This is a genomic window from Limimaricola litoreus (assembly GCF_024159025.1).
GTDB classification, from domain to species: domain Bacteria; phylum Pseudomonadota; class Alphaproteobacteria; order Rhodobacterales; family Rhodobacteraceae; genus Limimaricola; species Limimaricola litoreus.
In genome coordinates, this window is sequence record NZ_JAMYXC010000045.1 from 1 (window position 1) to 13,866 (window position 13,866).

Annotated in this window: 16 protein-coding genes; 2 read left to right on the plus strand and 14 right to left on the minus strand. The window is 67.5% G+C overall.

Features of this window, described 5'->3' with window-relative positions:
- From NHG85_RS03650 to dps, 5 genes are all read right to left on the minus strand, one after another.
- The coding region (locus NHG85_RS03650) for a translation initiation factor IF-2 associated domain-containing protein (RefSeq protein ID WP_253329912.1) at window positions 1-465 on the minus strand (465 nt) is incomplete at its 3' end.
- A gap of 5 nt (window positions 466-470) precedes the next feature.
- Window positions 471-1,094 carry an RNA-binding protein gene (locus tag NHG85_RS03655; protein WP_253329923.1) on the minus strand — a complete coding sequence of 208 codons (624 nt, stop codon included), beginning with the start codon at window positions 1,092-1,094 and terminating at the stop codon, window positions 471-473.
- An 8-nt stretch (window positions 1,095-1,102) separates the two neighbouring features.
- Window positions 1,103-2,722 carry a transcription termination factor NusA gene (nusA, locus tag NHG85_RS03660; protein ID WP_253329925.1) on the minus strand — a complete coding sequence of 540 codons (1,620 nt, stop codon included), beginning with the start codon at window positions 2,720-2,722 and terminating at the stop codon, window positions 1,103-1,105.
- Window positions 2,722-3,312 carry a ribosome maturation factor RimP gene (rimP, locus tag NHG85_RS03665; protein ID WP_253329927.1) on the minus strand — a complete coding sequence of 197 codons (591 nt, stop codon included), beginning with the start codon at window positions 3,310-3,312 and terminating at the stop codon, window positions 2,722-2,724. Before rimP ends, nusA begins: the two co-directional genes overlap by 1 nt.
- Window positions 3,313-3,508: 196 nt before the next feature.
- The gene (dps, locus tag NHG85_RS03670) at window positions 3,509-3,982 is read right to left on the minus strand and encodes a DNA starvation/stationary phase protection protein Dps (protein ID WP_253329929.1); all 474 of its coding nucleotides are present in this window, start codon (window positions 3,980-3,982) and stop codon (window positions 3,509-3,511) included.
- 259 nt (window positions 3,983-4,241) lie between these two features.
- On the opposite strand from dps, the gene NHG85_RS03675 reads away from it, so the two are divergent.
- Entirely contained in the window at window positions 4,242-4,496 is a 255-nt protein-coding gene (locus tag NHG85_RS03675; protein WP_253329931.1) for a hypothetical protein, read from the plus strand.
- 178 nt (window positions 4,497-4,674) lie between these two features.
- Here the strand turns inward: NHG85_RS03675 and NHG85_RS03680 are convergent, their stop codons facing one another.
- The 5 genes from NHG85_RS03680 to pip all read right to left on the minus strand — a co-directional run bounded on the left by NHG85_RS03680 (window position 4,675) and on the right by pip (window position 11,190).
- Window positions 4,675-6,219 (minus strand): ABC transporter substrate-binding protein, encoded by a 1,545-nt coding sequence (locus NHG85_RS03680; RefSeq protein WP_253329932.1) that lies wholly within the window; start codon window positions 6,217-6,219, stop codon window positions 4,675-4,677.
- Between the two features lie 47 nt (window positions 6,220-6,266).
- Window positions 6,267-7,910, minus strand: a complete 1,644-nt coding sequence (locus NHG85_RS03685; RefSeq protein ID WP_253329933.1) for an ABC transporter ATP-binding protein — start codon at window positions 7,908-7,910, stop codon at window positions 6,267-6,269.
- Entirely contained in the window at window positions 7,907-9,079 is a 1,173-nt protein-coding gene (locus NHG85_RS03690) for an ABC transporter permease (protein WP_253329934.1), read from the minus strand. The genes NHG85_RS03685 and NHG85_RS03690 overlap by 4 nt, the downstream gene beginning before the upstream one ends.
- On the minus strand, window positions 9,076-10,068 hold the full coding sequence (locus tag NHG85_RS03695; protein WP_253329935.1) for an ABC transporter permease: 993 nt from the start codon (window positions 10,066-10,068) through the stop codon (window positions 9,076-9,078). The genes NHG85_RS03690 and NHG85_RS03695 overlap by 4 nt, the downstream gene beginning before the upstream one ends.
- Before the next feature lie 129 nt (window positions 10,069-10,197).
- On the minus strand, window positions 10,198-11,190 hold the full coding sequence (gene pip, locus NHG85_RS03700; RefSeq protein ID WP_253329936.1) for a prolyl aminopeptidase: 993 nt from the start codon (window positions 11,188-11,190) through the stop codon (window positions 10,198-10,200).
- 64 nt (window positions 11,191-11,254) lie between these two features.
- Between pip and ubiG the strand changes: the two genes are divergently transcribed.
- Window positions 11,255-12,022: a bifunctional 2-polyprenyl-6-hydroxyphenol methylase/3-demethylubiquinol 3-O-methyltransferase UbiG gene (gene ubiG, locus NHG85_RS03705; RefSeq protein ID WP_253329942.1), complete on the plus strand. Its 768-nt coding sequence runs from the start codon at window positions 11,255-11,257 to the stop codon at window positions 12,020-12,022.
- On the opposite strand, the gene NHG85_RS03710 is transcribed toward ubiG, so the two are convergent.
- From NHG85_RS03710 to NHG85_RS03725, 4 genes are all read right to left on the minus strand, one after another.
- On the minus strand, window positions 12,019-12,462 hold the full coding sequence (locus tag NHG85_RS03710; protein WP_253329953.1) for a MarR family winged helix-turn-helix transcriptional regulator: 444 nt from the start codon (window positions 12,460-12,462) through the stop codon (window positions 12,019-12,021). The two genes, ubiG and NHG85_RS03710, sit on opposite strands and share 4 nt — an antisense overlap.
- Window positions 12,459-13,292, minus strand: a complete 834-nt coding sequence (locus tag NHG85_RS03715) for a carbon-nitrogen hydrolase family protein (RefSeq protein WP_253329955.1) — start codon at window positions 13,290-13,292, stop codon at window positions 12,459-12,461. Before NHG85_RS03715 ends, NHG85_RS03710 begins: the two co-directional genes overlap by 4 nt.
- Entirely contained in the window at window positions 13,292-13,561 is a 270-nt protein-coding gene (grxC, locus tag NHG85_RS03720) for a glutaredoxin 3 (protein ID WP_253329957.1), read from the minus strand. Before grxC ends, NHG85_RS03715 begins: the two co-directional genes overlap by 1 nt.
- Before the next feature lie 36 nt (window positions 13,562-13,597).
- A partial coding sequence (locus NHG85_RS03725) for a ComF family protein (protein WP_256500081.1) occupies window positions 13,598-13,866 on the minus strand: 269 nt, incomplete at its 5' end.

Consider the following 13,866-nt stretch of genomic DNA (forward strand, 5'->3'; position numbering starts at 1 on the left):
ATCTGGGCTGGGCTGGGAGGCCTTGCGCGCGGCCTCGGCGGCCTCGCGCTTCTTGCGCTCCTCTTCCTCGGCCTTGGCCTTGAGCGCTTCCTCGCGCTCGCGGTCCTCGCGTTCCTTGGCCTCGATCTCGGCGCGGCGGCGTTCACGCTCGGCCGCGCGCTCGGCCTCTTCGGCGGCGCGCTTCTCGGCCTCTTCCGATTCGCGGGCCCGGGCGAGCGCGAGCGCGCGCATCCGGCGCTCGAGTTCGGCCTCGCTGATGCCTGCCGGGCGCTTGGAGGGATCGCCCCTCACAACGCCGGTCGCGGCCGAGCCCTGCGCCGCGCCACCGGGCTTGGGCACCACGACGCGCTTGCGTTTGGTCTCGACCACGACGTTCTTGGTCCGGCCATGACTGAAGCTCTGCTTGACGTTCCCCGGACGGGACCCGTGCAGACCAAGAGGTTTCTTGCCGTCGGTATCGCTCATCAGATTTACATATCCTTCCCGGAGGCCGTATCGCCGCCGTTGCTCTCTCGCAGACCGCGCAGTTTCGCGGCCTCCTCTACAACACGGTCGCTGAGTCCGCCAGCCGCGAGCGCGCCGTGTATCACACTTTGCCGGCCGAAAGCCAAACCCAATTCATCCGAGGTCAGGCAGCCGTAATATCTTGCCCCCGTAGGGGTCCATAATTTGGTCTTGCCGCGCTCGGAGCCGTCCGAGGCCTGCAACAGCACGCGGACGTGATCGCCCGCAAGCGCCGATTTGACCTTTTCGAAGCCCGCGATGGCGAGCCCCGCCTTGCGCGCCAGCGCGATCAGATCGACCACCCGGCGCGCCTGCTGGCGCTCGACTTCCGCCGCGAGCCCCTCGGGCACCGTCACCGGTGCCTTGGCGGCACGGGCGAACTGCCCGCGCTTGGCCGTCTCGATCACGGCCTTCTGGGCCGTGACATAGAGCCCCCGCCCCGGCAGCTTGCCGAGGATATCGGGGACCACCTGGCCGTCGGGGCCGATCACGAAGCGGATCAGACCGGACTTCGGCTGCACGTCACCCGTGACGATGCACTTCCGCTCCGGCCCCTCGGCCCGCTCCGCCTTCATTCCACCGCGACCCATATCCTGTCTCAGGCCTCTTCCTCTTCATCGCTCGCGGCGGCAGCCGCGGCCTCTTCGGCGGCCAGCTCGTCGGGATCGACCCAACCCAGCGCCACCCGCGCCGTCATCACCAGGTCCTGCGCCTCTTCGAGGCTGACCTCGAAGGGCTCGAGCACGCCGTCATCCTTCACGCGCTCGCCGTTCTGGGTGGTCCAGCCGCCGGCCAGCTCCCAGTCGGCGCAGGTCGCGAAATCCTCGAGCGTCTTGACGCCGTCCTTGGCCAACGCCTCGACCATCTGCGGGCTCAGCCCCGGGAAGCCGATCAGGCTGTCCTCGGCACCCAGCTCGCGGGCGCGCTCCAGCGCGGCCTTGTTCTGGGCGTCGATGTAGTCGCGGGCGCGCGCCTGAAGCTCGGCGGCGGTGTCGCTGTCGACTCCGTCGATCACCAGAAGCTCGTCCTGTTCGACATATGCGACCTCTTCGAGATTTGTGAACCCCTCGGAGACGAGAAGTTGCGCGAAGAACTCGTCGAGATCGAGCGTGTCCATGAACAGCTTAGTGCGGGTCTCGAACTCGGCCTGGCGGCGCTTGCTCTCCTGCTCTTCGGTCATGATGTCGATGTCGAGACCGGTGAGCTGGCTCGCCAGACGCACGTTCTGACCGCGGCGGCCGATGGCGAGCGACAGCTGCTCCTCGGGCACGACCACCTCGATCCGCTCGGCTTCCTCGTCGAACACGACCTTGGAGACCTCGGCGGGTTGCAGCGCGTTGACGAGGAAGGTCGGCATGTCCTCGTTCCACGGGATGATGTCGATCTTCTCGCCCTGAAGCTCGCCGACCACGGCCTGCACGCGGGAGCCCCGCATGCCGACGCAGGCGCCGACCGGGTCGATCGAACTGTCATAGGAGATCACGGCGATCTTGGCGCGCGAGCCGGGGTCGCGGGCCACCGACTTGATCTCGATGATGCCCTCGTAGATCTCGGGCACTTCCATCTTGAACAGCTCGGCCATGAACTCGGGCGCGGTGCGCGACAGGAAGATCTGCGGGCCGCGCACCTCGCGGCGCACGTCCTTGACGTAGCAGCGGATGCGGTCGCCGGGGCGGTAGGCCTCGCGGCCGATCTTCTCGTTGCGGCGCAGCACCGCCTCGCCGGCGCCGGGAAGCTCGACGACGATGTTGCCGTATTCCTCGCGCTTGACGGTGGCGTTGATGATCGTGCCGGCGCGATCCTTGAATTCCTCGTACTGCCGGTCGCGCTCGGCCTCGCGGACCTTTTGCAGGATCACCTGCTTGGCCGATTGCGCGGCGATGCGGCCGAGCTCGACGGGCGGTACCTCTTCCTCGTAGGTGTCGCCGACCTTCGGGTCGTCGAGATAGGCCTTGGCCTGCTCGACGGTCAACTCGGCCTGGTAGTTCTCCAGATCCTCGTCGGCGACCACGGTGCGCACGCGGGTAAAGCGAGCGCGGCCAGTCTTGCGGTCGATGCTGACGCGGATGTCCATCTCGGCGCCGTAGCGCGACTTGGCGGCCCGCGCGAGGCTCTCCTCCATCGCCTCGACCACGAGGGCGGGGTCGATCATCTTCTCGCGCGCGACCGCCTCGGCGGTCTGCAAAAGCTCAAGCTGGTTTGCGGATGTGATGGCCATCAGTCGTTCTCCTCATCACCATCAATGATGGTTTCAACATCGTCGAATTGGGTCTCGTCGATCTGCCCGGCATCCTTGCGGCTGCGCAGCACCTCGCGGATGAGATCGTCGGTCAGCACCAGCTTGGCGTCCGAGAGCCACTCGAACTTCAGCCCGATGGTGATCGCCTCGCCGGACTCCTCGATCTCGATCAGCACCTCGCCGTCTTCGGCGCCCTGAAGCTCGCCCTTGAAGCGGCGGCGGCCGTCGATCAGCTCCTCGGTCTCGATCTTGGCCTCGTAGCCCTTCCACTGCTCGAAATCCTTGAGCCGGGTCAGGGGCCGGTCGATGCCGGGCGAGGAAACCTCGAGCGTGTAGGCGTCGAGAATCGGGTCCTCGACGTCGAGCACGGCCGAGACGGCGGTCGAGATCTGGCCGCATTCGTCGACCTCGATCGTGCCGTCGGGCTTCTGCGCCATGATCTGCAGCGTCGTGGCCTTGCCCGACATCAGACGCACGCGCACCAGCTCGAAGCCCATGTCGGCAATGACGGGCTCGATGATCTCCTGGACGCGGCGGTCGATCGCGGCCTTGGCGATGAGGTCGGACATGGGGTCCTCCAAGCACAAAAAAACGGGCCAGCGGCCCGTTGATATTTCCCGGTGGGCGCCGGTTTCGAAGGCCGGCGCGCCGCTGTTCTGAGGGGCATATAGGGGTGTTGGCGAAATTAGGCAAGAGACATCGCCTTCGCCCGCGTTTCAGACGCCGCCCGGGGCCAGTCGCGGCCCCCGGGCGGCGGGGGCCCGATCAGGCGTTGGCGCCGATGAACCAGGCGTCCTTGTCGATGGTGCGGCTGACCTCGGTGAAGAGATCGGCGGTGTCCTCGTCGCCAGCGTCGCCGGCTTCCTCCATCGCCTTGCGGATCTCGCCGCCGACGAAGATGTAGCGCGACTTCAGCTCCTCGACGTGCTGCTTGATGTCGGAGATCTCGACCGGGTAGGCATCCATCTGCGCCTTCTCGGCGGTGACCTCGACCGTGCCGCGGGCAAAGCCGCCCAGGATCACGGCGCGCTCGGCCATCAGGTCGGCGCCCTCGCGCAGCCGGTCGGCCGCTTCGTCGAGCAGCTCGTGCACGCCGATGAAGCCCGGCCCCTTGAGGTTCCAGTGCGCCTGCTTCACCGCCAGCGTCAGGGCGAGCATGTTGGCGAGGTTCTTGTTGAGCAGGTCGACCATCTGGGTGCGGACGTCCTGGTTCAGCTCTCCTGCGAAATTCTCGGGCATGGGTATCCTCTCTCAAAGCGAGACTGCGTGCGTTGTGCATCCAACGTCTCTGCCGTAGTGCGGTTCCGGCGCAGTGGATCGTGTCCTTCCCCGGCGCGCAGACAGGTTTCGACAGATCCTGCCGCCGCGCTACCTGATCGCCCCGGCGGATGAGCGGCCAAGGCCCGTCGCGGTGGCGCGAAGAGCCGGGCACGGCGGCCTGCCCCCGAGCCGGACTCGATCATCCACCTTTCCGAACAGCCCGCAAAGGAACGTCTTCATGCAATCCCAGCTGATCGCCATTCTCCTCCTCCTGCCGATCACGGTGATCATCCTCCTCGCCGGTCTCCATGAGCTCCGGCGCTACAAATCCGAGGGACGTGCGAATTACGGGCTGGCCTATGACGAGAAGACCGGGACGACCTATGTGACCGGCATTGCCGAAGACGAGGAGGCTTTCGACCCGGAGGATTTCGATCCCAGCAATTATGACGAGCTGCGGGCAAAGAAGGAGGAAGATGCCGACAAGGGCTGAGGCTTGATGGCAGGTCTCGGAAAGGCGGATTTCGGGGCCCGAACCGGCATCCGGCCCGGCCCGCAGGGGGAACGCGGCCCACGGGCCTCGCGAAACACCGTCATGATCGACAATGAAAACGCGCCGCCCCCGGGGGAGCGGCGCGTCGGGTTGCCTCAGGCGGCGGGAACGGCCCCGCTCAGGCCATCCACCACCGCTCGCAGATGCGGTTGCTGTCGAGATCGAAGACATTGCCGACCACCTCGGGGTGGCCGAGCTTGGTGTTGTAGCCGTCGACGAAGTTGGCATACATCGGGATCGCCGTCGCACCCTCCTTGGAGCACAGGCGCTGCATCTCGTGATACATGTCGCGGCGCTTGTCGCTGTCGAGCTCGGCGCGTGCCTCCTTCAGCAGGGTCTGGAAGCGCTCATTGTCCCAATGGGTGTCGTTCCACGCGGCCCCCGTCTCGTAGCCCAGAGTGAACATCCAGTCCTCGGTCACCCGGCCCGACCAGTAGGAAGCGCACCACGGCTTCTTGATCCAGACGTTGGACCAGTAGCCATCGGCGGGCTCCTGCACGACGTTGATGTCGATGCCGCAATCACGCGCGCTGGCCTGGTAGAGCAGCCCTGCGTCGATCGCGCCCGAGAAGGCCGCCTCGGAGACCGAAAGATCGATGCTCAGCCCGTCGAGACCGGCCTCCTTGAGGAGCGATTTCGACTTTTCGGGGTCATAGTCGTTCTGTTCGAGATCGGCGTAATAATACTGGTTCGCCGGGCCGATCGGGTGGTCGTTGGCGACCGCGCCGTGGCCTTGCAGGATCTTCTCGACCAGCTCCTCGCGCCGCACCGCGTGCTTGAGCGCCTGGCGGACCTTGAGGTTGTCCATGGGCGACAGGTCGGTGAGCATCGGGAAAGTGTAATGCTGGTTGCCCGTCACCTCGTTGAGCGCGAGGTTCGGGTTGGCCTTCAAGAGCGGCTCGACTTGGAACTCGACGTTGTTCACCGCGTCGACCTGGCCGGTCATCAGCGCCGTCATCCGGGCCGAGCCATCGTTGATCGCGATCACCTCGATCTGGTCGAACCAGCCCGCCTTGCCGTCCTTGTAATGCCCGTCGACCCGGCTCAGCAGCGTGCGCACGCCGGGATCGAAGCTCTCGACCTTGTACAGCCCGGTGCCGATGCCCTTGGCGATCGCCTCCTCGATGGTCTCATGCGGATACATCAGCAGGTGATAATCCGACATCAGGAACGGGAAGTCGGCATTGCCCGCCTCCAGCGTGAACTGCACCTGATGCTCGCCGAGCTTCTTCATCTCGGTGATCGGCGCGACGATGGGCCGTGCGGCCGATTTCGCGTCCTCGTCGAGATGCAGCTTGAGCGAGGCGATCACGTCGTCGGCGGTGAAGGGCGCGCCGTTGTGAAAGGTCACGTCCTGGCGCAGGTCGAAGGTCCAGGTCCTGGCGTCGGGGGTCGATTCCCACGAGGTCGCAAGCTCGCCCACCAGCTCGCCATTGGCGGCGATCTCGGTCAGGCAGTCGAACACCGCGCCATAGGCGGTGGTGATCATGTAGGTGTCGGAATGGGTGCGCCCGTCCCAGCTGTCGGAGGTGTTGGCGCCGGCAAGGCCGAGCTTGAGCGTGCCCCCGCGCGACTGGGCGCGCAGCGGCAGGCCGGTGACGGACAACAGGCCCGCGGCGGCCCCGCTCCTGAGCAATCCTCGGCGGCTGATCTGTGGCAGCATGGTGGTCTCCCTCTTGGTTCCCTGCCCCTCTGCGGGGGCCGATTCGATCACATCTTACCCGTTGCCGCCTCGCCCAGCGCCTCAACTCCCCGTTCGGCCAAGAGCCGGTCGAGCCAGTCGGGGTCCATCTCGGGCACGGAGGACAGCAGCAGATCGGTGTAGGGGTGGTGCGGCGGGGTGAACATCGCCGTCTTGGCGCCCTGTTCGATCACGCGGCCCTCCTTCATCACCACCACCTCGTCGGCGATCGCCTTCACCGTGGCGAGGTCGTGGGTGATGAACATGTAGGACAGGCCCAGCTCGTCCTGCAGCCGCGCCAGAAGCTTCAGGATGCCTTCGGCCACCAGCTGGTCGAGCGCGCTCGTCACCTCGTCGCAGATGATCAGGCGCGGCTCGGCCGCGAGCGCGCGGGCAATGCCGACGCGCTGCTTCTGCCCGCCCGACAGCTCGCCCGGCAGCCGGTCGCGGTAGGTGGCGGGGTCGAGCTCGATCTGTTCGAGCAGCTCGTCGACGCGCGCGCGCAATCTGCGCCCCCCGAGCCCGGAATAGAAGCGCACCGGGCGGCCGATGATCTGGGCGATGCTCTGGCGCGGGTTCAGCGCGGTGTCGGCCATCTGGTAGATCATCTGGATCTGCCGCAGCTGGTCCTTGGAGCGCTTGCGGTAGCCCGCGGGCAGCGTCTCGCCCTCGAACTTCACCGCGCCGCCGCGCGGCGGCAAAAGCCCGGTGATGACCCGCGCGGTGGTCGACTTGCCCGAGCCGCTCTCGCCCACCACGGCGACGGTGCGGCCGGGATGGATGTCGAAGGAGACGTCTTCGAGCACCACCTGCTCGCCGTAAGCCGCCGTCACTCCCTCGACCGAGAGGATCGGCACGCTGTCCGGGCCGGGGGCGGGCTTTTCGGGTCTGTGAAAGCCGCGCACCGCCCAGAGCGACTTGGTGTAATCCTCGCGCGGATGCTCCAGCATCTCGCGCGTCGGCGCGGTCTCGACCTCGTCGCCCCTCAGCAGAACCTTGATGCGGTCGGCCATCTGGGCCACCACCGCGAGATCGTGGGTGATGTAGATCGCCGAGGTGCCGAACTGGTCTACTATGTCGCGGATCGCGGCCAGCACCTCGATCTGCGTGGTGACGTCGAGCGCGGTCGTGGGCTCGTCGAAGATGATGAGATCGGGGCGACACGACATCGCCATCGCGGTCATCGCGCGCTGCAATTGCCCGCCCGAGACCTGGTGCGGATAGCGAAAGCCGATCTGGTCCGGGTCCGGCAGGCGCAGCTTGGCGTAAAGCTCGATGGCGTCCTCGACGCTCTCGCTCCGGTCCTGCACGCCGTGGCGCACCGGCGCCTCGACATGCTGGTCGATCAGCTTGTGCGCCGGGTTGAAGCTTGCCGCCGCCGATTGCGCCACATAGGCGATGCGCCGGCCCAGAAGCGAGCGCTTCTCCTCGGCCGAGGCGGTCATCAGGTCGATGCCGTCGAACACCACCGAGCCGCCCGAGATCCGCACCCCGTCGCGCACATAGCCCATGGCGGCGAGGCCCAGCGTCGATTTGCCTGCCCCCGATTCCCCGATCAATCCCAGCACCTCGCCCCGGCCCAGCGTCAGGTCGACGCCGTTGATGATCGGGTGCCAGTCCTCGTCCGAGCGGCCCTCGATGCGGATGTCGCGGATTTCGAGAAGCGGCGTCATGACTTCAGCCCCGAGGAGCGATGCAGCATCCAGTCCACCACGAAATTGACCCCCACGGTCAGCACCGCGATGGCCAGCGCCGGCAAGAGCGGCGCCAGCGCCACCATCGGCGCGAAAGCCGCGAAATTGATGAACTGCGCGAGGTCGCGCACCATGGTGCCCCAGTCGGCCAGGGGCGGCTGGATGCCGACGCCAAGGAAGCTCAGAGAGGCGATGGTCAGGAAGACGAAGCAGAAGCGCAGGCCGAATTCGGCCAGAAGCGGCGCCATGGCGTTGGGCAGGATTTCGCGAAACACCAGATGCCCCATGCCCTCGCCGCGCAGCTTCGCGGCCTCGACGTAATCCATCACCACGATGCCGATACCGACCGAACGGGCCAGCCGGAACACGCGGGTCGAATCGATCACCGCGATGATCAGCACCATGTAGAGCGTCATCAGCCCCCGCGCCCCGTCGGCCCAGACAGAGGCGATGGTGAGCAGCAGCAGCGCGAAGATCAGCGAAGGGATCGCCATCAGCACGTCGACGCCGCGGCTCAACACCTGGTCGAGCCAGCCGCCGACGACGGCAGCCAGAAGCCCCAGCGCCCCGCCGAGGAAGAAGGCGAGAAGCGTCGTGGCGAAGGCCAATCCGACCGTGTTCTGCGCGCCGTAGATGAGGCGCGAGAGGATGTCGCGGCCGATCCGGTCGGTGCCGAGCGGAAAGGCCGGGTCTCCGCCCATCGCCGGATCGCCGCCCGGCACGACATTGGCCGCCCCCAGCACCGCCTCCTGCCCATGCGGGGCGATCCATGCGGCAAAGATCGCGACGACGGCGTAGAGGATGATCACGAGAATGCCGAAGGCCGCCGTCAGCGGCATCTTGCGGAACTGCCGTTTCAGGCGCTCGGGCCCGAGATGCCGCCCCGCGAGGCGAAAGACGAAGGCCGCGACGGCACAGATGGCAAAGCCCATCACCGCCCAGCGGAAATAGACCGCGCCGGGCTTCATCCAGAGCCAGACGCCCCCCGCGATCGCCGCCAGCGCCAGCGCATAGCCGAAGGCCACGCCGTAGGACATGTCGCGAAACCGCGGGGCGTTGCCGCTCAGCCGGCGCGCGGCCCAAAGGCCGACCCAGGCCAGCGTTGCGATGGCTGCGAGGGCCGCGATGATCCAGAGCCAGATGCTCATTTGAGGTGCCTCAGCCGCGGGTTGGACAGGATCGACAGGATGTCGGCGGTCAGGTTCAGAAGGATGTAGGCGGCGGCGAAGATCAGGCAGCAGGCCTGCACGACGGGGATGTCGCGAAGTTTGACGCTGTCGACGAAAAGCTGGCCGATGCCGGGATAGACGAAGACCACCTCGACCACGACGACGCCGGTCACCAGATAGGCGAGGTTGAGCGCCACCACGTTGACGATCGGCGCCAGCGCGTTCGGGAGCGCGTGGCGCAGGATCACCCGCAGGGGGCGCATCCCCTTCAATCGCGCCATCTCGATATAGGGCTGGGCCATCAGGTTGAGGATCGCGGCGCGGGTCATCCGCATCATGTGCGCGGTGACGACGAGGGTGAGCGTCAGCGCCGGAAGCAGGGTCTTTTCCAGCCTTTCACCAAAGCTCATGCCGGGAAAGATGTTCGACAGCGAGGGCAGCACCGGATTCACCACCGCGAACAGCAGGATCAGGATATAGGCCACGAAGAACTCGGGGCTGGAGATCGACGACAGCGTCGCGATGTTGGCGCCCTTGTCGAAGGCGGTGTCGCGCCAGAGTGCGGCGAGGATGCCGAGACCCACCGCCAGCGGAACCGCGATAGCCGCCGTGACGCCCGCGAGGAACATGGTGTTGGCAAAGCGCGGCGCGATCTGGGCGAGCACGGTGGCCGAAGGATCGACCCGGCCCGTGAAGCTCGCGAAATTGGCCTGCGCGAAGCTGACGCCGAGATCACCGCGCGCCGCGTCCCACAGCCACTGGGCGTAGCGGACCGGCAGCGATTGGTCGAGGCCGAGCTGGGTGCGGATCGCGGCCACGGCCTCCGGCGTCGCGGACTGGCCGAGCACGGCCTGCGCGAAATCGCCGGGCAGCAGGTTCACCGCTCCGAAAATCACCGCCGAGACGATCAACAGCGTCAATAGGCCAAGCGCCAGACGCTGCAGGACGATCCTGATCACACTCCCCAAAGCTTTCGAGGTCTCCCCTGTGGCCCGAAACGGGCCGTCACGGCGCGGTTCGGCGCCATTCTTGATTGGGGGCCTAGGTTAGCGATGCTCCGGAATCTGTAAAGCCTTGTGAGGGTTACGCTGCGTCGGTCAGCCGAAGATCGGGCCTTCGTTGCCGCGGCCCAGCGCATCGGTGGCGCGCACCAGCTCGGCCGAGATGCCCGGCTCGGAAAGCGCGTGCCCGGCGCGCGGGATCATCCTGAGCCGGGCCGCGGGCCACAGCGCCGCCAGACGATGCGCGCCCGCGGGCGGGCAGATCATGTCGTAGCGCCCCTGCACGATCAGGCCGGGGATCTGCGCGATCCGGTCCATCCGCTCGAGGATGCCCTGTCCCGGCGCGAGAAAGCCGCGGTTGTGGAAGTAATGGTTCTCCAGTCGCGCGAAGGCGCGGGCGTATTCTGCCGGCCCCTCGCCCATCGGCCCGTCGTTGTCGATCGAGGCGAGCGCGTTCTCCCAGCCCGCCCAGGCGCGGGCATGGCGCAGCTCGCTGCCCCCGTCGCCCGAGAACAGCCGCCGGTGATAGGCGGCGATGAGGTCGTCGTGCTCCGCCTCGGGGATCAGCCCGGCAAAGCGCGCCCAGAGCTCGGGCCAGAACTGCCCCGCGCCGCCGCCGTAGAACCACTCCAGCTCGGGCTCGGTCATCAAAAACACGCCGCGCAGGATGAGGGCGGCGGCCCGCTCGGGGTGACTCTGCGCATAGATCAGCGCCAGCGTCGCCCCCCAAGAGCCGCCGAACAGCACCCATTTCTCGATCCCGAGCATCTCGCGGATCTGCTCCATGTCCGCCACGAGGTGCCAGGTGGTGTTGGCCTCGACGCTGGCATGGGGGCGCGAGCGGCCGCAGCCGCGCTGGTCGAACAGGATGACGCGCCATTTCGACGCGTCGAAATAGCGCCGCATCGCGGGGCTGCAGCCGCCGCCCGGCCCGCCATGCAGCACCACCACGGGCTTGCCATCGGGGTTGCCGCATTGCTCGACATAGATGCGATGCCCGTCGCCCACCTCGACCATGCGCTGATCGAAGGGCTCGACGGGGGGGTGAAGATGCGCGATGGCGCGGCGGTGACCTGAGACCTTGTCCATGTCCGACCTATATAGGCACAAGAGTCACGCCGTCACCCGCCCGCGCCGAAGAAGGATCGAAACCATGCCGCAGCCAGATGCCCCCCGCTCCACCATCGATGCCGACGAGGTCGCGAAATTCGAGGCGATGGCCGCCGAATGGTGGGACGAGAACGGCAAGTTCAAACCGCTGCACATGCTCAACCCCTGCCGACTGGGCTACATCACCGACCAGATCGCGGCGCAGTTCGAGCGCGATCTTTCGGCGCGAAAGCCCTTCGAGGGGCTGCGCATCCTCGACATCGGCTGCGGCGGCGGGCTCTTGTGCGAGCCGATGGCGCGGCTCGGGGCCACGGTGATCGGCGCGGATGCGGCACCGCGCAACATCCCCGTGGCGCAGCTGCACGCCGAGCAATCGGGCCTTCAGATCGACTACCGCCACACCACCGCCGAGGACATGGCGGCGGCGGGCGAGCAATTCGACGTGGTGCTCAACATGGAGGTGGTCGAGCATGTCGCCTCGCCGATCGACTATCTCACCGCCTGCCACGACCTGCTGCGCCCCGGCGGCTTGCACATCTGCTCCACGCTCAACCGCAACGCCAAGAGCTTCGGCATGGCGATCCTCGGGGCGGAATGGGTGATGCGTTGGCTGCCCAAGGGCACGCATGACTGGAAGAAGTTCATCACCCCAGACGAGCTCTTCGACCTTTTGAAGCGCGCGGGCCTGACGCCGGTCGACCGCAAGGGGATGGTGTTCAACCCGATCTCGTGGAGCTGGTCGCTGTCAGAGCGCGATCTCTCGGTGAACTACGTCACCGCGAGCCTGCGCCCCGAGCGCGTGACGCTCTAATCCACGTCCGACAGCCTGAGCCGCAGCTCGCGCAGCACCGGAAGCGCCCCGCGGGCCCGCGCGGGGCCCACCCGCTCGACCACGTCCGAGACGATCGGCGTGATCGCGGCGACGGCGGCGTTGCGCGCCTCTAGCCCGGCGGGGCTGATGGCCACCAGCTTGCGCCGCGCGTCGTCCCAGTCGGGGCGGATATGCACCCAGCCCGCCCATTCGAGCTTGCCCAGCGTGTTGGTCATGGCGCCGCGCGTCAGGTGGAACGTCTTCGCGAGCTGCGCGGGCGTGCGTTCGCCGCCCGAAAAGGCGAGATGGTTGAGCACCGAGAAATGCGACAGCTCCATCCCCTTGGGCAGCACCTTGGACATGGTGTTGCGCGCCAGCTGATCGACGGCCAGGATCTCGCTAAACAGCGTGATGGCGAGGTTGTCGACGGGCTGGGTCATGCGGGTCCATCATAGGGGCGGTCATGGAGGAGCGCGGGCACGCGCTGCCGCGCTTGTGCCACCTCCGTCGGGTCCAGATCAACGATGGTGACGCCGGGTGCCGTCCCGGCATCGGCGAGCACCGCGCCCCAGGGGTCGATGGCGAGGCTGTGGCCCCATGTCTCGCGCACCCGCCCCGCGCTTGCGGCGTGCCGCCCGGTCTGCGCCGCGGCGAGCACGAAGCAGCCGGTCTCGATGGCGCGCGCCCGCAGCAAGACCTCCCAATGCGCGGCCCCCGTGACCGGCGAAAAGGCCGATGGCACGAGGAGGATTCCGGCGCCCGCCTGTGCCAGCGCCCGGTAGAGATGCGGAAACCGCACGTCGTAGCAGATCGTCAGGCCGAGCGGCGCCAGCGGCGTCTGCGTCAGCACCGCGCGCCCGCCGGGCCGGTAGCCGGCGGATTCGCGGTAGGTCTCGGTCTCGCTCACCGCGACGTCGAACATATGGATCTTGTCGTAGCGCGCCGCGATCCGCCCCTCGGACCCGATCAGGATCGAGCGGTTGGCGAAGCGCCCGTCGGCATCGCCGGTCTTCACCGCGATGGAGCCCAGCGCCAGCCAGACCCCGGCCCGCCTCGCCTCCTCGCGCATCGCGGCGAGCATCGGGTCCTCCGCCTCCGGACGCAGCACCGCCTCCTGCCGCGCGCGGCTTGATGAGACGCAGTTCGAGACCTCGGGCGTGCAGACAAGATCCGCGCCCTGCGCCACCGCCTCCCGGACCATCCCGCGCAGGGCCTCGGTGTTCTGCGCGGGATCGTCGGAGGCGGTGGTCTGCAGGAGCGCGGCGCGCATCACTTGCCGAGCATCGGGTCGAGCCCGCCGCGCCGGTCGAGCAGCGCCATGTCGTCATAGCCGCCGACATGGGTGTCGCCGATGAAGATCTGCGGCACGGTGCGGCCGCCATTGGCGCGCTGCATCATCTCGGCGCGCCGCTCGGGCTGGGCCACGACGTTGATCTCCGTGTAGGAGACGCCCTTTTGCGCGAAGAGCCGCTTGGCGGCGTGGCAGTAGCCGCAGGTGGGCGAGGTGTAGATCTCGATCTGGGGGGTGGCATCGGGCATGTCCGGTCTCCGGAATTTGGGGTGGTTTCCCCTGATCTAGGGGTCCGGAGCCGCGCGGGCCAGTGCGACGACGCAGATCTTGCGCGCACCGGCCTCCTGCGCGGCCCGCGCGCAGGCGCCCAGCGTGGCGCCCGAGGTCAGCACGTCATCGACCAGAAGCACCATCCGCCCGCGCATCCGCGCCCGGCGCCACGGATGCGGCCGGATCGCGCCCGAGAGCGTCGCGCGCCGCGCCTCGGCATCCTGCCCGCCGAGAGAGGCGGTGGCATGCAACGCCGAAAGTCGGCATTCTCGAGCTTCGTAAA

What these genes read in the sequence shown, in the direction of transcription:
- nusA (WP_253329925.1), bottom strand. Translation starts at nt 2,722, where the DNA reads ATGGCCATCACATCCGCAAACCAGCTTGAGCTTTTGCAGACCGCCGAG.
- ubiG (WP_253329942.1), top strand. Translation starts at nt 11,255, where the DNA reads ATGCCGCAGCCAGATGCCCCCCGCTCCACCATCGATGCCGACGAGGTC.
- rimP (WP_253329927.1), bottom strand. Translation starts at nt 3,312, where the DNA reads ATGTCCGACCTCATCGCCAAGGCCGCGATCGACCGCCGCGTCCAGGAG.
- pip (WP_253329936.1), bottom strand. Translation starts at nt 11,190, where the DNA reads ATGGACAAGGTCTCAGGTCACCGCCGCGCCATCGCGCATCTTCACCCC.
- NHG85_RS03680 (WP_253329932.1), bottom strand. Translation starts at nt 6,219, where the DNA reads ATGCTGCCACAGATCAGCCGCCGAGGATTGCTCAGGAGCGGGGCCGCC.
- NHG85_RS03655 (WP_253329923.1), bottom strand. Translation starts at nt 1,094, where the DNA reads ATGGGTCGCGGTGGAATGAAGGCGGAGCGGGCCGAGGGGCCGGAGCGG.
- NHG85_RS03685 (WP_253329933.1), bottom strand. Translation starts at nt 7,910, where the DNA reads ATGACGCCGCTTCTCGAAATCCGCGACATCCGCATCGAGGGCCGCTCG.
- grxC (WP_253329957.1), bottom strand. Translation starts at nt 13,561, where the DNA reads ATGCCCGATGCCACCCCCCAGATCGAGATCTACACCTCGCCCACCTGC.
- NHG85_RS03675 (WP_253329931.1), top strand. Translation starts at nt 4,242, where the DNA reads ATGCAATCCCAGCTGATCGCCATTCTCCTCCTCCTGCCGATCACGGTG.
- NHG85_RS03710 (WP_253329953.1), bottom strand. Translation starts at nt 12,462, where the DNA reads ATGACCCAGCCCGTCGACAACCTCGCCATCACGCTGTTTAGCGAGATC.
- NHG85_RS03715 (WP_253329955.1), bottom strand. Translation starts at nt 13,292, where the DNA reads ATGCGCGCCGCGCTCCTGCAGACCACCGCCTCCGACGATCCCGCGCAG.
- NHG85_RS03690 (WP_253329934.1), bottom strand. Translation starts at nt 9,079, where the DNA reads ATGAGCATCTGGCTCTGGATCATCGCGGCCCTCGCAGCCATCGCAACG.
- dps (WP_253329929.1), bottom strand. Translation starts at nt 3,982, where the DNA reads ATGCCCGAGAATTTCGCAGGAGAGCTGAACCAGGACGTCCGCACCCAG.